This window comes from Rhizomicrobium palustre (genome assembly GCF_011761565.1).
GTDB lineage: Bacteria > Pseudomonadota > Alphaproteobacteria > Micropepsales > Micropepsaceae > Rhizomicrobium > Rhizomicrobium palustre.
Map to the genome: position 1 here is coordinate 699,648 of NZ_JAASRM010000001.1, position 22,719 is coordinate 722,366.

Genomic DNA, 22,719 nt, shown 5'->3' on the forward strand with positions numbered 1-22,719 from the left:
ATTATGACGCGTCTAAGGACTTCTGCTTATAGAAGCGCCGTGTTGCGATTGCGAAGAGCACAAACAGCACGGTTCCCGCGACCGGGATCAGGGCGTCTGCGAGCAGCATGCCTTTGGCGCCCCAATGGTCATGCGCCTTGCCATCCAGGATCGAGAGGTAAATGATCGGCACATTGGCGAGGCTGGCGAGAAGATTGTACTTCGTCGCCGCGGCGCCCTGCCCGATCGCTTCCAGAACCACCGCGCCAAAGGCGGCATAGCAGAAGCCAGTCAGGATCATATACAGACAGACGAATATGATGAAGTTGGTCTCGGTCTTGGCCGCAAGCGCCATAACGAGGGCACATGCGGCTGTGGCGATGCTGAAAAGGTTCAGCGCCGTCATGCGGTCCATCTTATCGCAGAGCCAGCCACCCGCGATGCAGCCAACCATGGAAAGAACCCCGCCGAGCGCGCCGTTGACCAGCGCCACCCAATTGGCCGAAGCATGCCAATCGGCAGCCACGCCCGACCAGAGCTGGGTCATTGCGCCAACGCCGACCGGCAGCGCGAAAACCACCACGGCGAGCAAGCCCTTGCGCGAGCAAACCAGCGCCCAAGCATCCTTGCCGACATTGATGATGCTCTCGCCAAAGCTTTCGGCGCGGTGATGGCCTTCGGGCTCATGCACAAAGAAAAGACCGAGACAGGAGAGAAGGCAGACGAGCCCGACCGCGATGCCCGCGAAAGCCCCGGCGCTGACATGCTGACCGAACCAAAGGCCGAGATCAGCGAAAGCGTGAAGACCGGTGTGCGCGGTAAGCCAATCGCCAACCCCCGCCGTGCCCGAAGGCGTCGCGTTCTGGGAAAGCCAAAGACCCAAACCGCCGCCGAGCCCTGAACCGCCAAGATTACCCGCCTGGCTCCAGCCGCCCGCGCGGCCCTTTTCCTCGGGCACGGTGGCATAGGCCATGATCGAATCCGCCGCCAAGGCGTTGAAAGCAGCGGCGGTGGAAAACAAAAATGCCAGGACGGCGATCAGATTGTAATTGGCGGCGGAAGGCGCGATCAGCGAGGCCGCGATCATCAAAATGCCCGTCGCAATCGCCGAGCCGACAAACCACGTCTTGTTGGAGAGGGTAGTATCGACCAAGGGGCCGCCCAGAACCTTCCAGGTCTGCGGCAAGAGGCTCCAGGCCCCCAGCGCCGCCACCCCAACTGCCCCTACCCCGGCCGTGGCCAGGAGATAGGCCAGGGTCACCACCACATAACCGTTGGAGATCCCCATAGGGATGAACATGACGAGAAACCAGACCGGATGGGTCTTCGACGCAGTGGACAAACGCAATCCCCGGGGAAAATGACGGGCGGAACTTACGACCTTTCGCGGGTGCAGCAAAGCAATTCAGAGGCGAGACCTCTTGCCAGCGGACGCATTCGGCGCGAGGCTTTGACCACCAAAAGAGGGGCGCGTGACGCGGCCCGATGAACCGGGACCGCCGCCCGCCGCGCCCCCGGACCCCGACACAACGGGGCCCGAAGGAGGCAAACGATGTCCGGCAATGCCAATCCTGTAAATGGAGGAAAAGGGCCACGCACCGTGGCCTTGGTAGGACCCTATGGTTCGGGCAAGACGAGCTTGCTTGAAGCCGTGCTGTTCTCCAACGGTACCATCCTGCGCAAAGGCTCTGTGGCCCAGAACAATACGGTCGGCGATGCGGTGCCCGAAGCCCGCGCCCGCCAGATGAGCGTTGAAGTAAATTGCGCCACCACGAATTATCTCGATCAGTCTTTCACCTTCCTAGATTGCCCCGGTTCCATCGAATTTCTGCAAGACACGATTTTCACCCTGCACGGCATTGACGCGGCGGTGGTGGTGATCGAGCCCGAACCCTCCAAGGTGCAGATGCTGCGCCCCTATCTGAAGCGGCTCGAGGATTTGCAGATTCCGCACATCCTGTTCGTCAATAAGATCGAAAAGGCGAGCGGGTCCTTGCGCGCCATTCTCTCAACCTTGCAGGCGGCAAGCACGACGCCGTTATTACTTCGCCAGATTCCGATCTGGGACAATGAGCAGGTAACGGGCTTTGTCGATCTAGCATTGGAACGCGCTTTTGCCTATCGCGACGGCCAGCATTCCGAAGCCATCGCCATCAACGATGTCGATCGTGAAAAGCAGGCCCGCTATCAGATGCTGGAACGGCTTGCCGATTACGACGAACGGCTGATGGAAGAATTGCTTTCCGATCAGGAGCCCGCGCGTGAGGAAGTGTTTGGCGATCTTAGGCGTGAATTCGCCGAAGGGCTGGTGGTGCCCGTGCTGATCGGTTCAGCCGAACGCGGCCAGGGCATCACGCGACTGATGAAGGCGCTGCGCCATGAATGCCCCGATGTGAATTTGGCCGCGGCGCGGCTTTCCATTCCGGTTTCGAGCGATGTCTATGCGCAAGTCTTGAAGACCAGCTACACCAATCACGGCGGCAAGGTTTCCATCGCCCGGGTGATGCAAGGGGTGTTGAAGGACGGCGCGGTGCTCAAAACCGCCGATGGGACAGAAGCACGGGTGAGCGGCATCTTCTCGCTGGTCGGCCAAACCCAGACCAAACTCACCGAAGCAGGCCCCGGGCAGACCGTGGCGCTGGCGCGGCTGGAAGGCGTACCAACAGGTGCAACGCTGACCAGCGGCAAAGCCGCACCACCGAAAAAAGCGATCGAGCTTTTGACGCCGGTATTTAAACTCGCGGTCCAAGCAGCCGACCGCAAGGATGAAGTGAAGCTTACCGCGGCACTGGCCAAGCTGATCGAGGAAGACCCTTCGTTGAAGTTCGAGCAGGATGGCGAGCTGCATGAGATGACGCTCTCCGGCCAGGGCGAAATTCATCTCAGAGTCGCCACCGAAAAGCTGATCAGCAAATACGGGCTGAAGCTTCTGACCAAGCCGGCCAGCGTTCCTTACAAGGAGACCATCCGCAAATCGGTCAGCCAGCGCGGGCGCCATAAACGGCAATCAGGCGGGCACGGACAATTCGGCGATGTCGAACTCGTCATCCGTCCGCAGGAACGCGGCGCGGGCTTCCTCTTCGTCGATCAGATCGTCGGCGGGGTGGTGCCGCGCCAGTGGATTCCCTCGGTCGAAAAAGGCGTGATCGAATATTTGAAGGAAGGCCCCCTGGGTTTCCCGGTGGTGGATATCTCCGTCACGCTTTGCGATGGCTCGTATCACACCGTGGATTCCTCCGATGCCGCCTTCCAGACCGCCGCCCGTATCGGCATGCAGGATGGCATGCCGCAATGCGCGCCGGTACTGCTGGAACCGATCATGAAAGTGAAAATCCACGTACCGAACGAATCCACCTCCAAGATCAATGCGGTGGTGTCGGGACGGCGCGGTTCGCTGCTCGGTTATGATGCCCGCGAAGGCTGGAACAACTGGGATACGGTGGAAGCCGAAATGCCGCAAAGCGAAATCGGCAATCTTATCGTCGATCTGCGCTCGCTGACCCAAGGCGTGGCGACCTTCGAGATGGAATTCGATCACCTCGCCGAGCTTTCCGGCAAGATCGCAGACCAAGTGGTAGCCGCGCGCAAAGCCGCCAAGGAGGAGGCCAAGGCGGGATAACCTTCACATAATGGGTGTTTCATGGCGGTGCGAAGAGGTCCCTCTTCGCACCGTTTCTTTTGCGGGCCTAACCCAGCGCCTTTTCAATCGCCAGAGCGATTTTCACGGGCGTCTTGGTGGGGGCGAAGCGGCGCAAGGGCACACCATCGCGGCCGATGAGAAATTTCGTGAAATTCCAGCGGATGGACGAGCCGAACAGACCGGGCTTGGCTTTCTTCAAGAACTGAAACAGCGGGTGGGCGCCGGGACCGTTCACCTCAACCTTGGCGAACATCGGAAACGAGACGCCGTAATTGGCCTGACAGAAGGAGGCGATCTCATAGGCGTTCCCCGGCTCCTGGGCGCCGAACTGGTTGCAAGGAAAGCCGAGCACGGTGAAGCCGTGGAACTGATAAGCCTTATAGACCGCCTCAAGCCCTTCATATTGCGGGGTGAAGCCGCATTTGCTGGCCGTATTAACCACCAGCACAACACGCCCCTGATAGGCCGACAAGGACACCTCTTCTCCGCTGAGCTTGGTGGCTTGAAAATCATACAGCGTGGTCATGGACGTGCCCTTTCACCTTCGCGAGGGAAATTAGGGGCAGGCCTGAAAATGTGCACGCGGTTTTTCTCTACCTCACCAGATCTTCATGCAGAGTCCTTAGAAAGTCCTTCGAACCTCGACATAGAGGCGGGCCTGGGAGTGCACTTGGTAATCCGTCCATTGCACCGCAGGCGAGGAGCCGCGCAAGCCCGAATAGAAGGTGTTCTGATCATCGTAGTTGAACTGGCCCACATTCTTGGCCGCAACCGCGATCATCCATTGCGGCGTCGGCTTGTAGTCCCATTCCAGCTCGACATAGAGCGGCGGCAGGTTGCGATCGCGGAACCGGTCCGGGCGGTAGCTGTTCTCGTGCCAGCCCGTGTAGAAAAAGGCGCTCCAGGTGGATTTCAGGCTGTCGATATCCTGGCTGAAAGTGAATTTGTAGCTGCGCGGGCGGACACCGGAGATGGCGCGGGTCTCACCCGTAGCCGGATCGCGCACGCCGGTGAGCTTCCACGCGATGGTGGTTTTTAAACGCCCGTTCGGTAAGCCGAGAAAATCCAGCGGCAGCATGCTGGAAATGTCGACAAGGTTCTTATGGCCGCCGCCGATATTGCCGGGCGCATTGAAAAAGCCCGACCCACTCGGCACCGGAATGTAATCGAGCACACCCGAAATATCTTCATGGGTGAGAGACAGCGAAACCGCGCCGCGCTCCCAGAAATGGCGTTCGAAAGCGATCTGGTATTGCCAATGCCGGTCGGGGGCAAGATGGGCATTGCCCGCGCTGACACCCGTAGAGGTGAGACTGGCCGAAGCAATGAAGTTGGTGAAATCGAGCTGGCCCAAAACGCGCTCGGCCTTCATACGAATCTGCGTATTGGGTTCTGGCGTGTAGGAGAGGAGCACGCGCGGTTTGGGATAAAAGAACTCGCGCGAAATCCCGCCCTGCTCGGCAATCACCGAATATTCGAAGCGCGACCCGGCCTCTAGCTTCCATTTCGGCGAAAAACTCCACATGGCTTGTGCAAAGACTTCGCCGCGGCGTTCTTCCACCCGCGCGTTCGCGTTTGGCAGCGGCACGATGGTGCCATTGATGGTATAGACCGAGCCGCCATCAAGCTCGTTATAGGCGCCCTCTGCACCGCCTTCGAGGGTCAGATCGGCATTGGGGCGATAGCGCAGCGTGGCGCGCAGAATGCTCTCCACCGTGCGCGTGCGCTGGGCAAAGGTTTCAATATCGCCAATCGCATCCTGGATCTGATTGTCGGTATCGCGGCCGAAACGCTGCAGCGCGAGGGTTTCAAGTTCGGTATCGCCGACCGGTCCCACCCAGTGAAGCCCGATCTCGCCGCGCTTCTGTGCCCAGCTATCGATATTCGAGAAGCTGTCATTGGCGCCCGTAAACGCCTCGGTCGAGCTTTGCGGGCTGTCTTGATAGGTGAAATTGGCTTTGAACTGCCCGCCCCACAGCGGCACCGTGGCCGCGCCAGTCGTCATCCAGCCGATACCCCAGCTCTTATAGCGCAGGCCGTAATTGCGGGTGGTCCCGTTCGTCAAATCCTTGATGTTATAAAAGCCATGGCCGACGGAATCGTCGTAGCTGGTCGAGGTTTCGAGCGCGAATTCATAGGTGGACTGGCCGACGCGGCGCGTGAGCTGCAACGAGGCCGAGGGCACCATATGGCCATCGGTCCAGATGTCGTTGGAAATGTCAGCCACGAGCTGGGTGGATTCGACAGTCTTGCGCACGATGTTTGCGACCACCGCCTGGCCATGCATATCTATGCCTTGGGCGCCGCCACGAATAAGCTCGATATGATCGACGTCGTTCGCTGGAATCCGGTTCAAGATCGATTGCAGATCGTTGGTCTTGGCGGTGGGGCGCTGGCCGTCGATCAGAACGTTGCCCGCGGTGCCTGCAAAGCCACGCGCCGATTGGCCGTCATCGAAAACAAAGCCCGGTAAGCGGGTGATCATGTCATAGGCGGTGGAGGGGCGGGCATCGGCAAAAAAGCTGATCGGATATTGCAGTACGCTACCCTGATCATCCGCGGCCAGAGCAGACCCGCTTAACAGGGCTGCTGCCAAAACTGCCGCTCCACAACTCTTCATAGGTAAAACTTCCCCCCGGTTTGCAAGGATATTGCCTCTCATAACGGGGAAAGTGGGGAGTCCCTACTATTGGCGGCAAGAATGTCAATTCGCATAGCCGCTATGCGGGGCTGATGGCAATTCAAACTAGCGTGGGTCAGCGCCGCGCCATTTTGGAGGCTGCGGATGGGTCAGAATACGTGCCTCACGTAAAGGCAAACCGGCACTATCGACGCTGTACGGGGGCGTTCACGGCCACTCTACTCAAAACAGGATGCGGGGGCCGTGCCCATATTCCCGCCGACATAGCAAGGTGCGCCTAACATGCGATCAAGCGCGGGACGCAGGATCATGAGATGGCTCGCACCGAACACGACCAGAAGGTTTTCGCCCTCGCCCAAATGATCGGCGATGGTCCCGAGGAGAAAAGCATCTCGCGCACGCCCAACGGCCGCTGCCAATTTGTTGGTGCTGAAGTCGCCGTCCACCAGCGGGCCAACTTCCTCAAGCTGGAATTTGGAGCCAAAGGCTTGACCATTCGTCCGTTCGTACCACTGCGCCCACGCCGTGTAGTCCGGAAGCAGAGCCTCCTTGAGCCCAAGCCGGCTTCTATTGCGGATCAACTCGCTTTCAACCAGATCCTTAACGCGAGGATCTCCGCCATCGGCTATTCTCTTCTCTCTGATCCATTGAGGAACGGATCGGAGCGTATAGAACCCCAACAGATCGACGTCCGAAATGCCCTCGGCGAGAAGGCGATCGCGAATAACGCTATCGCCGGGCTCGCCGCCCCAGATATGCGCATGCTGTTGAACCGCGCCGCGTAGAGCTGGAACGCTTTCGCCGCCCATCACAAAGCCGTCGGTTTCGGTTTGAGATTGAAGCCATTGCAAAGTACGGGGGGCGTCTGGGCCTGCCGCGTATGAGAAGCCTTCGGCAATCAGGGTATCAAATCTTTTGCGCGCATAGACATCCGCGATGAGCTTGAATGTTGGGCTATCGGAGCGGGTTGAATGGCTCGCGCCCACGAAGACCAAACTATGCCCTCGCCAGCGATAGACAGCCGCGAAAGCCTCTTCAGGCTGCCGGTCGCGCAGCTCCCGTGTCCATGGCGCGAGTTGCGTAACATCAGGCTGGGGTGTGCTGGAACAACCCGCCAACAGCGTTCCACAGAGAAACAAGATTAGGCTTGGGTTGCGCACGCGGCTCTCCCGTCATCACGCGGAAAGTGCGAAGACCCACCTATTAGCGGCAAGAATGCCAATTCGCATAGCCGCTATGCGAGGCCAATGGCGATTCAAACTAGCGCGCTGGCGGAAGGGGGCGCGTCGCCTAGCCCCCATTCACACGCTCAGGCTGGAGGATAATACGGCTCCAGCACTTTGGCACAGGCGGTAATCGCCTTGGGTAAAGCCTCGCCTGCCCGGCCCGCTTTGGCCTCGGCAAGGAATTCCTTGATGATCGCATCCCAGGTGCCTTGCGGAATGTGCAGATCGACATCGCGGTCGGTCACCACTTCCACATAGTGCTCGCCAAAGGAGACGAAGAAGAGGATGCCGGTCTTGCGCTCATTCTGCGCCAGGATGCGCGAGGCAAAGGCGCGATGTGCGAGTTCCCAGGCTTCCCAGTTCTTGGCATGGCGCGGGATCAAGGCCAACCGCAGGGGAAGAAATTCGCTCGCCAGCGCGACAACGGCCGCCGCCGCCGCGGTGAACAGGAACGCCTCGCGCAGATGCATATGGGGCACCAAGGCCGCGAGCACGGTGAAAACCAGCATCGCCGTGACGCCGGTATAGATGAGCGGATAGAGCTTATAGTGATCGCTTACCGGCACGGTGAGGACAGCGATGCGGGCCGAGGTGCGTTTGGCCGCCTCATCCTGCGCCGCGCGCAAGGCCTTGCGCTGGTCATCCGAGAGTTTCTGCATCTTACCAATTCCCCGATGCACCGCCGCCCCCGAAGGAGCCGCCACCGCCCGAAAAGCCGCCGCCGCCGGAACCCCAGCCACCGCCGCCACCATCGCCCCAGCCGCCGCGTCCACCGCCGCCCAAACCACCGAGCAAGAACAGCGGCCAGAGATGACGCCCGAACACGGCCCAGAAGATCACGAGCAAGATGAGGAAGGGAATACCGCCGAGGGGATTGCCGCCGCCCTTATGCTTGCGCGGCTCGGGAATACCCTCGGCACCGGTGGGATTGCCGCCTAATGTGCGCAGCACATTGACCGTGCCAGCCATCACGCCGCCGTCGTAATCGCCTTTGCGAAAATGCGGCAGCATGGAGTTTTCGATGATCAGCTTGGACTGGGCATCGGTGAGATCGCCTTCCAGCTTATAGCCGACATCGATACGGGTCTGGCGCTGGTTCGGCGCGATCTCGATGAGAACGCCGTTATCCTTGCCCTTTTGCCCGATGCCCCAGGCGCGGCCGAGCTGATAGCCGTAATCGGCGATATCGGTGCCGCCAAGGTCTTTCAGAGTGACGACCACGACCTGATTGCCGGTCTGCTGCTCATGTTCGGCAAGATAGGCGGTGAGTTTTTCCTTGGCCTCGGGCGAGAGGATGCCCGCCTCGTCCACCACCCGGCCTGTGAGCGCGGGAAACTGCAGCGCAGCCTCAGCGGGAATAACGGTGAACAGAACAAACAAGGCAGCAAAAAACGCCAGCAGCGGAAGCCGAGCGCGCTTAAGAAGAGAGGGCATGAGATGAACCCTCCTTAGCCGTCATGGCCGCCGAGGTGGCAGCCATGACGATAAGGGATGGACAATTAGAATTGCACCGACGGAGCGTTCTGGTTCTTCTCGGTGGTCGTGAAGGCCGGATAGGGCTTCAGCTCCGGATAAAACCAGGACGCGGTCCAGCGCGTCGGAATGGTGCGCAGGGTGGTGTTGAATTCCTGAACCTTGCCGATGTAATCGCGGCGGGCCACCGTGATGCGGTTTTCCGTGCCCTCAAGCTGGGCCTGAAGCGCGATGAAGTTCTGATTGGATTTCAGCTCGGGGTAATTCTCCGAGACCGCGAGAAGACGGCCGAGCGCGCCGGAGAGACGGGCCTGGCTCTGCTCATATTGCTTGAAGGCCTCCGGATCGGTCGCGATCTTTTCCGGCAGCACGGTCTGCGTGGCTTTGGCGCGCGCTTCGGTGACCGCAGTCAGAACCGAGGATTCCTGCTTGGCATAGCCTTTCACAGTCGCAACCAGGTTCGGCACGAGATCGGCGCGGCGCTGATATTGGTTCTGCACTTCGGCCCAAGCGGCTTTCACCTCTTCGTCCTGCTTCGGAATCTGGTTAACCCCGCAGCCGGCGAGGGTTGCACCCAGAACCGCCACCGCGGCGATGCGGCCAAGATTTTTCCAAAACGACATCGAATGTTCTCCCAAAAGCCCCGTGTCAGTGACCTTAGGAAAGATGGGGCTCCCATAAAATGAAAAAATTGCCGGAGCGGGGGTGCGCTCCGGCAATCAGCTTGGGATCTCCCGCGCGGTTGGGGCGCAGGGCAGAGCCGGGGCGGCGGATCATCGCCGCCCAAGGCTCACGCGGCTGGGGGCAGCCGCCGGCGGGGTCGTGGGGGGACGATGCCGCCGTACCATTCTAGATAAGAGGCATTTTCCGCTTTTCAAGGATGCGAAAGCGGCGGCTTTTCGCGTTTTCGCCGCATCCGGCATTACTTCTTAGTAACGCCAATCCTTGGATTCGCGCACCAGGAAATCACGGAAAGCGGCAACGCGTTTGGACTGGCGCAAAGCATCAGCATAGACCAGATGCACATCGAAGCTGGGGCCCGGCACATCAGGCATGACGCGGATCAGTTCGGGATGCTGCGCCGCGACGTAATCGGGCACAGAGGCAATGCCAAGACCGGTCAGACAGGCGTTCAGTACGCCCGTCACGTTATTGATGCGCACGATGCGCCCGCGCGGATTGGGTGCATGACAACGCTTGAACAGATCGCAGAGCCAATTGACCTCACGCACTTCCGGCGGCGCGGTTTCGCCATAACCGATCACGGTGTGGTCGGGCAGATCCTCGGCCTTCAACGGCGTGCCATGGGCATCGAGATAGGCCTGGGTCGCGTAGACGTGATAATGAACGGTGAAGAGCTTTCTCTGAATGAGATCGGCCTGCACCGGCGCGCGCATGCGGATGGCGACGTCAGCCTCGCGCTGGGAAAGATCGAGCTCGCGATCCTCCATCACGAGATGGATTTCCAGCTCCGGGCATTCGGTCAAAAGCCCCGACAGGCGTGGTACCAGCCAATAGGTGCCTATGCCATGGGTGGAGGTGACCTTTAACGAGCCGCGCGGCGCGTCGTGCACATTCTTGAGCGCTTCTTCGGCCTGGGCGAGACGAGCCAGCACATCGCTCACCGCCGCATACAGCATCTCGCCTTCATCGGTGAGGGTGAGGCCACGGGCATAGCGCTGAAAGAGCGGTGTGTTGATCTCTTCTTCCAGCGCGCTGATCTGACGGCTGACTGCGGACTGGCTGAGGGTCAGCATCTGCCCGGCATGGGTGAAGCTTCCTGCGGACGCCACGGCGTGAAAAATACGCAGCTTGTCCCAGTCCATGCGATCCCCTCAATCCACCTTCATCAGCGCCGGTCCAAACCGACAAATATTAGGCCCTACCAGGAGGGCTCAAAATGCGCCCCCGCCAGGAAGCGCTCGGCCTCTAGCGCCGCCATGCACCCCATCCCCGCCGCGGTGACGGCCTGACGGAAGACGCGATCTTTGACGTCGCCCGCCGCGAAGACACCGGCCACACTGGTATGCGTGGAATCGGGTGCAGTCTTGATATAACCGAATTCGTCCATCTCCACCTGCCCCTTGAACAAAGAGGTTGCGGGAGAGTGGCCGATGGCAATGAAAAGTCCGTCCACGTCGATTTCGGTGACGGTGCCGGTGATGCAGTTGCGCAGAGCCACACCTGTCACTCCTTTAGGCGCCTCGCTGCCCAAAACCTCGGCAACCTCGTGGTCATAGAGGACTTCGATCTTCGGATTGGCCTCCAAACGCTTCATATTGGTCGCATCGCAGCGCAGTTTATCGCGGCGATGGATGAGCGTGACCTTCTCGGCGAAGTTGGTCAGGAACAGTGCTTCCTCCGCCGCGGTGTTGCCGCCACCGACCACCGCGACCTTTTTTCCGCGATAGAAGAACCCATCGCAGGTGGCGCAGGCCGAAACGCCCGAGCCCTGGAAGTGATTCTCAGAATCCAGCCCCAGCCAATTGGCCTGGGCGCCGGTGGCGATCACCACCGTGTCGGCGGTGTAGCGCTGGCCCGAATCCCCGATCAGGGTGAAAGGGCGGCGGGCGAAATCGACCGAAGCGATCAGGTCGGTGACGAAGCGGGTGCCCAGATTCTTGGCCTGCTCTTCCATCTGTTGCATCAGCCAAGGGCCTTGAATCGCCTCAGCAAAACCCGGGAAATTCTCAATCTCGGTGGTGATGGTGAGCTGCCCGCCCGGCTGCATCCCGGAAATCAGGATCGGCTCCAGCATGGCGCGGGCGGCGTAAATCGCCGCGGTGCAACCCGCAGGGCCGCTGCCCAGGATGATGACCTTGGAATGGATGGGGTCATTGGTGGAGTCGGACACGGGCGTACACTTTCGTTAGGGCGGGTGCGGGGCTGATATCGGGAGCCGGACCCAAAAGGTCAAGCCAGAGAGGTTCCCCATCAACAGTCTTGGCGACAGGCATGGGCCCAGCTTGGCCCGGTTCGGGCAAGAAAACCATGGATTGGGCTGCACCTTGGGGGCATTTGCAGCCCCGGACGCACTCCGCCCTGCGACCGGGTGTTTATCGAAATATAATTGCGCTTAATTCCCCTCCAGGGTAAAAAGTGACCCGAAAGATTATTTCGGGGAACACCCTTGGAGCACCATAAGCTCGATTCTATCGACGTGAAGATCCTCGCCGAACTGCAGGCGGACGGACGCATCACCAATGTCGAACTCTCCCGCCGGGCGAAAATCACCGCCCCGCCCTGCCTGCGCCGCATGCGGGCGCTGGAAAAAGCCGGGTTCATTCAGGGCTATCACGCCGTTCTTGACGCCAAATCGCTCGGCTTCGAAGTGACGGGCTTTGCCTTTGTCGGCCTTGCCAGCCAGCACGACCAAGATCTGAAAAGCTTTGAGGAGCATGTGCGATCCTGGCCGAATGTGCGCGAATGCTACATGCTTTCAGGTGAAGTCGACTTCATCCTGAAAATCGTCGCCAAGGACCTTTCGAGCTTCCAGAGCTTCATCACCGAAGTTCTGACCGCCGAGAAGAATGTCGCGAGCGTCAAGACAGCCCTTTCCATCCACGCCTCGAAGAATGCGCCGGGCGTGCCGATCGAAAGCAAGCTGTAAGCAATTTACTTCGCCAGACGTGATTTGCGGACGCTATAGGCCAGATAAACAACAAGGCCGATCGCGTTCCAAATCACGAAGCGGATCTGGGTATCGAGCGGCAGGCTGGCGAAAAGATAGAGACAGCCAACAATCGCACCCGTTCCCACCAGCCCCCAAAGCGGGGTTTTGAACACGCGTTTGCGCGCCGGGTCCCTGACGCGAAAGATCATCATCGACAGGGCCACCGCGATGAAGGCGCAGAGCGTGCCGGAATTGGCAAGCTGGGCGATCTCGCTGAGGGGCGCGAGGCCCGAAATCACCGCCGAGACAACACCCGTGAAGATCGTGACTGCGATGGGCGTGCCCGTGCGCGAATTCACCTTGGCAAGACTGCCGGGCAAGAGCCGGTCGCGCGCCATGACGAAAAAGATGCGGCTCTGGCCATACATGAAGACCATGATCACCGTCGGAAAAGCGATGATCGCAGCAAGGCCGATCATGGCGGACCAATTTTCCTGATGAATGGTGCGCAGGATCAGCGCCAAAGGTTCGGCGCTGGGCGCGAAAACCGCCACGGGCACCGCGCCAATCGCCGCCAGCGCCACCGCGATATAAATCACCGTACAGAGCAGCATCGAGCCAACAATGCCGACGGAAAGATCGCGGCCCGGACGCTTGGCCTCTTCGGCGGCGGTAGAAATCGTATCGAAGCCATAAAAGGCAAAGAAGATCAGCGAGGCTGCGGGCAACACGCCGAGCTTCACACCTGCCGCGGTCATCGAGGACCAGCCATAAGGCAGGAAGGGTGTGAAATGGGCGCTGTTGAAGGCGGGCAAGGCCAGCGCCACGAAAGCGGCCAAAGCGGCGAGCTTGAGGATCACCAGCACGAAATTCACGGTGGCGCTTTCGCGTGTGCCGGCTGCGAGCAATCCCGCCACCGCCAGACAAATACCCACGGCAGGAAGATTGATGATCCCGCCCGCACTCGGCCCCTTCAGCAATTCCGGGACGATGGGCAGATTGAGCCAAGCCATGAAACCGGCCGCATAAGCAGACCAGCCCACAGCAACCGCGGCACAGACCACGGTATATTCAAGGATCAGACTCCAGCCGACCAGCCAGGCAATCGGCTCGCCCATCACGACATAGCTATAGGTATAGGCACTGCCGGCGGCGGGCATCATGGTCGCCATCTCAGCATAAGCGAGCGCGGCACAGGCGCTGACGAGGCCAGCGATGATGAAAGAGACGATCATGCCGGGACCGGCAAGCCCCGCCGCCTGCCCGATCAGGGTATAGATGCCGGTGCCGACAATGCCGCCCACGCCAAGGGCGACGAGATGATGCCAGGAAAGGGTGGGAACAAGTTTTTCGGTGCCGGGATTATCGTGCACGCTTTCGATGGGTTTCAGCCGCCTGAAGACCGCTGCGAAATTGCGCATTCTTCCCGCCCCTTTGAGTCGGCCTCTATTTGACGAGCGTTAAGGGCCTCTGTCCAGCGCTCCAGAAGAGCATCGAGATGGCCAATGCCATCTTTGAGAAAGGCTTTGGCTTGTTCTCGCACGAAAATCTGATCGGAGGGGGCGGTCAGATATTCGACCGGCGATTTGCCGTCGATCCGCGCCAAAAGCAGCACGGATAAAAGCCCACTTACGCGCCGTTCCAACCCCGCGCGGTGTTCCCAGCTCGCACCCTTGAAATACGCCCGTGCAAGGCTTGTAAACGTGGCGGCGTAAGCTGCGGCATGCGCGGGATGCCAAACGCTTTTCAGCAAAAGATGATTGAGACAGAAGGCCAGATCGAAAGCGGGATCGCCATAGGAGCAGGTTTCGGCATCGAGAAAGACCGGCCCTTGCGGCCCCATCAGAATATTCTTGGGGCTGATATCGCCATGCATCAGCGCGATATGCGCAGCGGAAAGGTTGCGCGCCATCCCCTTTATTATGGGCGCGACATCTGCATGTTTGGCGGCGGTATGGAGGAGATAGGCATCCACCCGCAAGGCGTGGAAATGAACCCCATTGCGAAAATCGCGCGCGATATCCTCGCGGCCCGCCGTCTCGCTATGAATGCGCGCGAGGCGATCGCCCAGCTCCGCCGCAAAGGCTGGATCGGCATGGCCCGCGGCGAGTTCGGCCTTCCAATTCCTATGCGTCTCGGGTGGTAAGTACTCCATCGCAAAAATGTGATGAGCGCGGTCCTCGCCTAGCACCATCGGCACCCAATCCGGATCGATGCCGCCAACGAGCTTCATCCAGGCGACTTCGGCATGGCTGCGGTCAGCCGGAGCGCGCCAATCGGCGGCGACGCGCAGCTTCGGCAAAGCCGCTTTCACGCAATAAGAACGGCCCCTTACGGTGACGAGATAGACATCACAGGAGATGCCGCCCGCGAGCGGCTCGGCGGTAAAGCTTTCCCCAGGCGCCAGCAAACCCATAACGCGAAGGGACGGTTCGAGCGCGGTCAAGCACATGGGGTGAGCCTAAAGCGAGCTGAAAGCCATCATGCCATGAGCGGAGCGCGAGCGCATCAGGCTTTACGGTGGATGCTTTGCCAAAAAGCCCGTGCCATAGTCCGCGCCGCAAAAGGAAGATTTGGGGAGACGACATGAAAAAAATGCTTTCGGCCGTCCTTTTATCCGGCGCGGTTTTGTCGATGGCGGCGCTGGCGGCCAAGCCTGCCGCGATCACCACCGCGCTTAGCGACACTGCGCGTCCCGCAGACGATGTGAAACGCGATGGCGACCGCAAGCCCGCCGAGATGCTGGAATTTTCCAAAATCAAGCCGGGCGCCAAGGTGATGGATCTGGTTCCGGGCGGCGGCTATTTCACCAGAATCTTCGCCAAGGCCGTAGGGCCGGAGGGCTGGGTCTATGCCTACCAGCCGAGCGAACTCGACAGCTTCTCGAAGGGCAAATCGCCCAAGATCCTGGCGGTGGCCAAGGAATACCCGAACGTCAGCGTCATCCATGCCCCTATTAACGATCTCAGCGCGCCCGAAGCCCTCGATGTGGTTTTCACAGCCCAGAACTACCACGACATGAAGGACGATTTTTTCAAGCCGGCGGACACCGACAAGGTCAACAAAGCGGTGTTTAAGGCTTTGAAACCAGGCGGGCTTTATATCGTGATCGATCATGCCGCGGAAAAGGGCTCGGGCCTCCGGGATACCAATACGCTGCATCGCATCGACGAAGCGGCGGTGAAACAGGAAATAACTGCGGCCGGGTTCGAATTTGCAGGCGAGTCCAAGGTTCTGCGCAATACCAAGGACCCCAAGACCGCCAACGTTTTCGATCCCTCCATCCGCGGTAAAACCGACCAATTCGTCTATAAGTTCAGAAAGCCCCTGAAGGCCAAATAGGCCTTCCGGCGACAGACGACGGAGTAGGATCATGCGCGCGGCGGTTTGGATTGTGACGGCGGTGCTTTCGCTTATGCCTGCGCTCGCCCAAACCGCCCCGGCAACGGCATCCAGCACGGCGCCGCAGCGTATCAAAGGCAGCATCGTGGGCTTCGCCGCCCCGACCCTGACGGTGAAGACCACCAAGGGCGAGACTATCGCCCTTAGCCTTGCGCCCAATGCAAGGGTGATCGCGACGGAGAAAGCCGATTTCGCCGCGCTGAAACCTGGGGATTTCATCGCCTCCACCTCTTCGGCCGGAAAGGACGGGCGGCTTCTGGCGAGCGAGCTGCGCCTCTTTCCTGAACCGCTTCGGGGGCTGGGTGAAGGTCAATACCCCTCCAGTGATCAGAAAAGCCTGATCAACGCCACGGTTTCCACCATTACCCCCGCCGCCAAAGGCAAAGGCGGGAGTTTGAAACTGACCTTCCACGGCTCCATTCCCGGCCCTAACGGCATGTGCAGCGGCCATGCCCCTGCCCCCGGCCAAGGGCCTTGCGCTAGCGACAACGAAATCGTGGTCGGACCCAAAACCATGATCACACGTTGGGTGCTTGGCGATACGAGCTGGCTGGAACCAGGCAAGGCTGTATCGCTTTTTGCGGTGACGGATGCGGGCGGAAAACTCTCCACCTATGGCGTCCTGGTGGAACATAACGGAGTAAAACCGCTGCCATGAGCACAACCGAACCCAAACCCGCCAAGAAAATCGGTGCCGTCGCGGCATTGCCTATCGGAATCTCGCCGGTGGGCCTGGCCCTTTTAGGGGCCGGGATGCTGGGGGCGATTTCCATTGGCGCGCTCGCTATCGCGCGGCTCGCTATCGGGCGCATCGGGGTCGGTCATTTGCACCTGAAATCGGCGGAAATCGACTCCCTGACGGTGCGCCATCTCAACGTCGTGGACCGGGCGCATCACTAGCGAAAAACCGCCTCTAAAGCGCGGGTCACAACCACAATTCCGTTGCGGCGGAGCAAAAGCCCTGTGCTAGCCTTCCCCCTATAATAGGGGTGGGTAATGCGGGCCTATGCGTGGTGGGCTGTGACGGCTATAGCCGTTATCGCCGCCGGGATGTGGATTGTACCCGCGCCGCCGGTGCAGGGCCTTTCTATGGCTGTCTGCCGCGGCGGCGAAGGCATCGCGTTTTACCAGCAAGTCGCCGCCTGCTCTGACCTCATCCTGGATCCGAGCCTTTCGGCGAAAAAACGCGCCGTGATGCTGACCCGCCGTGCCGCCGCCTATTCGGGCGAAGGCGATTATGCCACCGCGATCAACGATCTGAGCGAGGCGGTGAAAATCGCTCCAGGCGATGAAGAAGCCTGGCTCGCCCGCGCCGACGCGCGTGACAATGCCGATGACGATACGGGCGCGCTGCGCGATTACGCCCGCGCCTTGGCGCTGAAGGAAGATGACGACCGCGCCTATAACAATCGCGGCTGGGCCTATGTGCGCCTTGGCAAGCTCGACAAGGCCATGGCCGATTACAATACAGCGATTTCCTTGATGCCGGGCATCGCGCTCTATTACGAGAACCGCGGCAATCTCTGGCGCAAACTCGATCAGGCCGACAAAGCCACCGCCGATTACAGCCAGGCCATCGCCATTTTTCCCGGCTATACGCGCGCTTATCGCGACCGCGCCGATACTTTCGCGGACACCGATGAAACCGATAAAGCGATTGCCGATTACCGTGCTGCCTTAAAGCACAACGCCCAAGACGCGCTGGCCTGGAATGGGCTTGGCTGCATGATGGACCGCAAGGAAGATACCGCGGCGGCGATCAAGGCTTTCGATAACGCCATCAAATACGCGCCGAAATTCGCCATCGCCTATGATAATCGCGGCCTGATGCGCCAAAAGAAAGACGATGCCAAAGGTGCGCTCAGTGATTTCAGCAAGGCGATCAGCCTTGATCCGAAAAACCTCGACATGCTGCGCCACCATGCGGAGGCGCTGGCGGCGCTCGACCAGAACGACAAGGCGCTGAAAGAGTATGCACGCATCCTGAAACAGACGCCGGAGGATTATGCGAGCCTCAACCGGCGTGGAAATATCTATAACCGCAATGGGCAATATGATCTGGCCATCGCCGATTATGCGGCGGCTCTCAAACTTTTGCCCGGCAACGAAGTGCTGCTGACCAATCGCGCCGACGCCTTGCAAGCCAGCGGCAAGCCGGAGGCCGCGCTGAAGGACATTTCCGCCGCGCTGGAAAAAGCGCCAAGCTCCGACCGCTATCGCCGCCGGGGCGATGTCTATGCCGATCTGCACCGTTCAGAAGCGGCAGCCGCCGATTACGGGCGGGCGCTGAAACTCGATCCCGATAATTGGGTCGCCTACTACAATCGCGGGGTGCTGCTCAATAACGCGGGCGAGACCGAGACGGCGCTGAAGGATTTCAATGCCGCCGTGGCGCGCAGCTTAGGCGAAGATAAATCCATCGCGCTGTCCGGCCGGGCGGAAGCCTTCTTCGCCCTGAAGCAGGACAAGAAGGTACTCGCCGATTGCGCCGAGGCCGAGAAACTCGATTCCCAGAACGCCCTGCCCTTTTACTGGCGCGGCAAAGTTCATGCGCGGGCCGGAGAGGACAAGCTGGCGCTCGCCGATTTCGATGCCGCGATTAAGCGTGACGATGGCCTGGGCGAAGCCTGGTATCAGCGCGGGCTCATCAAGCGGCGGCTGGGCGATAAGCCGGGCGGAGACGCCGATATCGCGCGTTCCAAAGCCTTGGCCAAAGCTTCCGCGTAACAGAAGTGTGATCGCCTAAATTTTAGACCTGCATCTTTCCGAGGCGGTTTCACCTCGCTATCGTCCCAGCCGTTCACGAGTCCGAAAAGGGGGCAGTCGGTGCGAAGGGTAGATCGGTTGTGCATGGCGGGGGTGACCCTCCTGCTGCTATCGGGGTGTGCCGCAATGGGCGGCGACGGGGCAAAACCCGTGGCTGCGAAGGCATTGCCCAAAGGGCTTGATGCCTCGGCCAATCCTGATCCTTTCCCCTCCACCTATAAGCCCCTGCCGGGCAAGACCGTCGCCATTGTGGGCGCCAACATCCTGACCGCGACCGGCAAGGAGATTGATGGCGGCGTGGTGGTGCTGGAGGGCGGCAAGATCACCGCCGTGGGCGCGGCAGGCACCGCGGTACCGCAAGGCGCCGAAATCATCGACGGCAAAGGCAAATGGGTGACACCCGGCGTGATCGATGCCCATAGCCATTTGGGTGTTTATCCCACCCCGGCGGTGCAAGCCCATTCCGATGGCAATGAAGCGACCGATCCCAATACCGCGCAGGTCTGGGCGGAACATTCGATCTGGCCGCAAGACCCCGGCTTCAATCGCGCCCGCGCGGGCGGCGTGACCACGCTGGAAATCCTGCCCGGCTCGGCGAATTTGTTCGGCGGACGCGCGGCCATCGTCAAGAACGTACCTTCGGTCACCTATCAAGGTATGAAGTTTCCCGGCGCGCCTTATGGCCTGAAAATGGCCTGCGGTGAGAATCCCAAGCGCGTCTATGGCAGCAAGGGCCGTTCGCCTTCCACCGCCATGGGTAATGTTGCGGGCTACCGCAAAGCCTGGATCGATGCCGCCGAATACATGCGCAAATGGGACGAGTATCACGCCAAGGTCGGGCGCGGTGAGAAAGCCGATCCGCCCAAGCGCGATCTGCAGCTCGACACGCTGGCGGGCGTGATCCGCGGCGAGATCCTGGTGCAGAACCACTGCTATCGCGCCGACGAAATGGCGACCATGATCGATATCAGCCATGAATTCGGCTTCCATGTCGCCATGTTCCACCATGCCAGCGAGGCCTATAAGGCAGCCGATATTCTCGCCAAGGAAAACGTCTGCATCGCCACCTGGGCCGATTGGGCCAACTTCAAGATGGAATCTCTCGACGGCATCGAAGCCAATGCCGCCATCGCCCATAAGAAGGGCGTCTGCGTGGTGATCCATTCCGATGACGAGACCATCACTCAGCATCTGAACCAGGAAGCGGCCATCGCCATGACGGCGGGCAACCGTATCGGGCTCAACATCTCCAAGGCCGACGCCATTTCCTGGATCACCGCCAATCCGGCCAAGGCCATCGGCATTCTCGACAAGACCGGCACGTTAGAGACCGGCAAGGCAGGCGATTTGGTGGTATGGAGCACCGATCCCTTCTCGGTCTATGCCAAGGCGGACAAGGTGTTCATCGACGGCGCCCTCGTCTACGACCGCTTCGATCCCGCCAAAAAAGCCAAATCCGATTTCGAACTCGGCCAGCCGGGCGCAGGAGAATTCCAATGAGCCGTATCGCTTCTCTTTTGCTGGCGGCTTCGGCTTTCGCACTGAGTGCCAATGCCGAGACCATCGCTATCACCCATGCCAAGATCGAAACCGCGAGCGCGGCGGGAACCATCGAAGATGGCACGCTGGTGATCAAGGACGGCAAGATCGCTGCTGTCGGCGCGCATGTAGCCGTGCCTTCGGGCGCGCGCGTGATCGACGCCAAAGGCGGCGTGGTGACACCAGGCCTGTTCGCGGCCTCGACCGATCTCACCGCTGTGGAAGTGGGCGGGGTGCGCAGCACGCATGAAGAAAGCGCCAAGCTGGGCGCAGCCTTCGATGTGCAGTACGGCATCAACCCTGCCTCCACCCTGGTGCCGCTGGCGCGCCAGACGGGGCTGACCCGCGTGATGGTGACGCCGGTTTCGCCGCGCGGCTTTGGCGGCGATCAGGACGAGAATGTCGGTGAGGAGTTCACCGCGGGCACCGATAGCGAAGGCGTCGCCGCCTCCAGCCTGTTCGGCGGACGGGCGGCAGGCGTGGTGCTGAAGGCAGGCGATACCGATCCGGTCTTCGCACCCAAAGCAGCTGTGGCAGTTGATCTGGGCGATGCGGGCGCACGGGTGGCGGGCTCGCATGGCGCGGCGCTGCAGCTTTTGAAAACCGCCCTCGAGGACGCGCGCTCTTACGGCAAGCGGCGGGCGGCTTATGAGAATGGCCAGACCCGCGCCTATTCCCTGAGCCACGAGGAGCTGGAAGCCTTACAGCCGGTGCTCGCCGGAAAAGCGCCCTTGCTCGCGCGCGTGCATAGCGCCGGTGACATCCGCCAGCTTTTAAAGCTTGCCAAGGAACAGCACATCAAGCTGGTGCTGGAAGGCGCCGAAGAGGCTTGGCTGGTGGCCGATGCTTTGGCGGCAACGAAAACGCCGGTGATCATCGACACCGAACAGGACCTGCCGCAGCAATTCGAAAGCCTGGGGGCGCGGCTCGACAATGCCGCGCGGCTGGAGAAGGCGGGCGTGCTCTTTGCCATCTCGGGCAGCCGCAGCTTCAACGAACTGCGCCAGGCGCGCTTCAATGCGGGCACAGCCGTTGCCAATGGGCTTTCCTATGCGGCGGCCATAAAGGCAGTGACGGTCAACCCGGCGCGCATCTGGGGGCTGGAGGCAAAGCTCGGCACGCTGGCGCCGGGCAAGGAAGCCGATGTGGTGCTGTGGAATGGAGATCCCTTGGAGACCACCACATGGCCGGTGACGGTCATTATCGCCGGCGTGGAACAGCCCCAAGGCTCACGCGGCTTCGAACTGCGCGACCGTTACCTGCATGTCAATGACGGCATGCCGTCCGCCTATCACTGAGGCGTGCGCTATCGAAACCTGCGAGAGGCCGGGCGAAAGTCCGGCCTTTTGTTTTAGGAGAAAGGGAAGTGGCGGACAGGGGGAGATTCGAACTCCCGATACGGTTACCCGTATGCCGCATTTCGAGTGCGGTGCATTCAACCGCTCTGCCACCTGTCCGCACGGCAAGGGCGCTCCAATATCGAAGCCTGCCCGGGAGCGCAAGCGGCATAGCGGCACTCTTGGGGCCTAATTTGCGGAAAAACGCGTTTAAGGTCGGCTCATTCCGCCGCAAGGGGGATAAAATCGGCTTCAGCGGCCAAAAGAGGCAGGATCGGCGCCAGGGCAGCCCTCATATCCTCCTCGAACTGCCAGGGCGGGTTAACGATCAAGAGCCCTGCCGAAGCGAGCTTGCCATCGGGCGCCGCGGTGAGGCGGATGTCGAGCCGCAAGAGCTTCTTCACCCCTGAGGCCAGGACCTCGCCACAGAACAGATCCGCCTCGGCCGGGGATTTGACGGGAAACCACAATAAATACACCCCAGTGGCAAAGCGCCGGTAGGCGGCGGCGAAGGCCTTCGCGGCAGACTGGAACTCGTCGGGCGCCTCGAAGGGCGGATCGATCAAGATGAGGCCGCGGCGCTCGGGCGGCGGGGTGAGCGCAGCAAGGCGGCGATAGCCATCCCCCTCCTCCACCCGCGCCTTGAGGAAGGGTGCCAGTATGGAGCGCAGCGCAACCACGTCCTCAGGGTGTTTCTCAATCGCGACGAGGCGATCCTGCGGGCGCAAGAGACGCGCCGCAAAAAGTGGTGAGCCGGGATAGAGCGGGCCGGATAAGGCGTGCGATAGATACGCCTGCAAGGCCCCGGGCAGATTTTTACCCGCAAGAGTTTTGAGCCTGCCAATACCAGCTTCAGCTTCGCCCGTACGGCGCGCTGTATCATCAGATAAATCATAGCCGCCGCGCCCGGCATGGGTGTCGATCACCGCCAAAGCGCTAGGCTTCTTTTGCAGATGTATAAGCGCAGTCAGTAAAGCGAGATGCTTGGCAACATCAGCAAAGTTTCCGGCGTGGAAGGCGTGGCGGTAATTCATCACTGCGTCTTATCAAGCACAGGGTAGCCACGGCAACGCCTAACCTGTTGACAACCATTACTGTGAGAT

20 protein-coding genes and 1 tRNA gene are annotated in these 22,719 nt (G+C 60.5%); 8 read left to right on the forward strand and 13 right to left on the reverse strand.

Annotated features, from left to right (window positions below):
* Position 1 precedes the first annotated feature (1 nt).
* Positions 2–1,321: an MFS transporter gene (locus FHS83_RS02975; RefSeq protein WP_167080731.1), complete on the reverse strand. Its 1,320-nt coding sequence runs from the start codon at positions 1,319–1,321 to the stop codon at positions 2–4.
* A 210-nt stretch (positions 1,322–1,531) separates the two neighbouring features.
* Between FHS83_RS02975 and FHS83_RS02980 the strand changes: the two genes are divergently transcribed.
* Positions 1,532–3,598 carry an elongation factor G gene (locus FHS83_RS02980; RefSeq protein ID WP_167080732.1) on the forward strand — a complete coding sequence of 689 codons (2,067 nt, stop codon included), beginning with the start codon at positions 1,532–1,534 and terminating at the stop codon, positions 3,596–3,598.
* 67 nt (positions 3,599–3,665) lie between these two features.
* Here the strand turns inward: FHS83_RS02980 and FHS83_RS02985 are convergent, their stop codons facing one another.
* The 8 genes from FHS83_RS02985 to trxB form a co-directional block, all read right to left on the reverse strand.
* Positions 3,666–4,145 carry a glutathione peroxidase gene (locus FHS83_RS02985; protein ID WP_167080734.1) on the reverse strand — a complete coding sequence of 160 codons (480 nt, stop codon included), beginning with the start codon at positions 4,143–4,145 and terminating at the stop codon, positions 3,666–3,668.
* Positions 4,146–4,241: 96 nt separating this feature from the next.
* Positions 4,242–6,215, reverse strand: a complete 1,974-nt coding sequence (locus FHS83_RS02990) for a TonB-dependent receptor plug domain-containing protein (protein ID WP_167080736.1) — start codon at positions 6,213–6,215, stop codon at positions 4,242–4,244.
* Between the two features lie 263 nt (positions 6,216–6,478).
* Positions 6,479–7,420 carry a hypothetical protein gene (locus tag FHS83_RS02995; RefSeq protein ID WP_167080738.1) on the reverse strand — a complete coding sequence of 314 codons (942 nt, stop codon included), beginning with the start codon at positions 7,418–7,420 and terminating at the stop codon, positions 6,479–6,481.
* Positions 7,421–7,569: 149 nt separating this feature from the next.
* On the reverse strand, positions 7,570–8,145 hold the full coding sequence (locus tag FHS83_RS03000; protein WP_167080740.1) for a TPM domain-containing protein: 576 nt from the start codon (positions 8,143–8,145) through the stop codon (positions 7,570–7,572).
* Position 8,146: 1 nt separating this feature from the next.
* On the reverse strand, positions 8,147–8,920 hold the full coding sequence (locus FHS83_RS03005) for a TPM domain-containing protein (protein ID WP_167080744.1): 774 nt from the start codon (positions 8,918–8,920) through the stop codon (positions 8,147–8,149).
* 65 nt (positions 8,921–8,985) lie between these two features.
* Positions 8,986–9,582 (reverse strand): LemA family protein, encoded by a 597-nt coding sequence (locus FHS83_RS03010; protein WP_167080747.1) that lies wholly within the window; start codon positions 9,580–9,582, stop codon positions 8,986–8,988.
* A gap of 306 nt (positions 9,583–9,888) precedes the next feature.
* Positions 9,889–10,785, reverse strand: coding sequence for a LysR family transcriptional regulator (locus tag FHS83_RS03015; protein WP_167080751.1), 897 nt, complete (start codon positions 10,783–10,785; stop codon positions 9,889–9,891).
* Between the two features lie 56 nt (positions 10,786–10,841).
* Entirely contained in the window at positions 10,842–11,813 is a 972-nt protein-coding gene (trxB, locus tag FHS83_RS03020; protein WP_167080753.1) for a thioredoxin-disulfide reductase, read from the reverse strand.
* 276 nt (positions 11,814–12,089) lie between these two features.
* Here trxB and FHS83_RS03025 point away from each other — a divergent pair, with 276 nt between their 5' ends.
* Positions 12,090–12,569, forward strand: a complete 480-nt coding sequence (locus tag FHS83_RS03025) for an Lrp/AsnC family transcriptional regulator (RefSeq protein ID WP_167080756.1) — start codon at positions 12,090–12,092, stop codon at positions 12,567–12,569.
* Positions 12,570–12,574: 5 nt separating this feature from the next.
* Here the strand turns inward: FHS83_RS03025 and FHS83_RS03030 are convergent, their stop codons facing one another.
* Together FHS83_RS03030 and FHS83_RS03035 are read right to left on the reverse strand one after the other, a co-directional pair.
* Complete coding sequence (locus FHS83_RS03030) at positions 12,575–13,993, reverse strand: amino acid permease (protein ID WP_167080759.1); 1,419 nt, start codon at positions 13,991–13,993, stop codon at positions 12,575–12,577.
* Positions 13,960–15,024, reverse strand: coding sequence for a phosphotransferase family protein (locus FHS83_RS03035; protein ID WP_167080762.1), 1,065 nt, complete (start codon positions 15,022–15,024; stop codon positions 13,960–13,962). The genes FHS83_RS03030 and FHS83_RS03035 overlap by 34 nt, the downstream gene beginning before the upstream one ends.
* A 134-nt stretch (positions 15,025–15,158) precedes the next feature.
* Here FHS83_RS03035 and FHS83_RS03040 point away from each other — a divergent pair, with 134 nt between their 5' ends.
* The 6 genes from FHS83_RS03040 (at position 15,159) to FHS83_RS03065 (ending at position 21,577) form a co-directional block, all read left to right on the forward strand.
* Positions 15,159–15,914: a class I SAM-dependent methyltransferase gene (locus FHS83_RS03040; RefSeq protein ID WP_167080765.1), complete on the forward strand. Its 756-nt coding sequence runs from the start codon at positions 15,159–15,161 to the stop codon at positions 15,912–15,914.
* Between the two features lie 31 nt (positions 15,915–15,945).
* Positions 15,946–16,632: a hypothetical protein gene (locus FHS83_RS03045; protein ID WP_167080768.1), complete on the forward strand. Its 687-nt coding sequence runs from the start codon at positions 15,946–15,948 to the stop codon at positions 16,630–16,632.
* A complete protein-coding gene (locus tag FHS83_RS03050) occupies positions 16,629–16,874 on the forward strand; it encodes a hypothetical protein (RefSeq protein ID WP_167080770.1) in 246 nt (81 codons plus the stop codon). The genes FHS83_RS03045 and FHS83_RS03050 overlap by 4 nt, the downstream gene beginning before the upstream one ends.
* A gap of 96 nt (positions 16,875–16,970) precedes the next feature.
* Entirely contained in the window at positions 16,971–18,701 is a 1,731-nt protein-coding gene (locus FHS83_RS03055) for a tetratricopeptide repeat protein (RefSeq protein WP_167080772.1), read from the forward strand.
* A gap of 123 nt (positions 18,702–18,824) precedes the next feature.
* Entirely contained in the window at positions 18,825–20,240 is a 1,416-nt protein-coding gene (locus FHS83_RS03060) for an amidohydrolase (protein WP_167080774.1), read from the forward strand.
* On the forward strand, positions 20,237–21,577 hold the full coding sequence (locus FHS83_RS03065; protein ID WP_167080776.1) for an amidohydrolase family protein: 1,341 nt from the start codon (positions 20,237–20,239) through the stop codon (positions 21,575–21,577). Before FHS83_RS03060 ends, FHS83_RS03065 begins: the two co-directional genes overlap by 4 nt.
* A gap of 69 nt (positions 21,578–21,646) precedes the next feature.
* On the opposite strand, the gene FHS83_RS03070 is transcribed toward FHS83_RS03065, so the two are convergent.
* Together FHS83_RS03070 and FHS83_RS03075 are read right to left on the reverse strand one after the other, a co-directional pair.
* Positions 21,647–21,736 (reverse strand) — tRNA-Ser (locus tag FHS83_RS03070).
* 101 nt (positions 21,737–21,837) lie between these two features.
* Positions 21,838–22,650, reverse strand: coding sequence for a 23S rRNA (adenine(2030)-N(6))-methyltransferase RlmJ (locus FHS83_RS03075; protein WP_167080778.1), 813 nt, complete (start codon positions 22,648–22,650; stop codon positions 21,838–21,840).
* Positions 22,651–22,719: the final 69 nt, after the last annotated feature.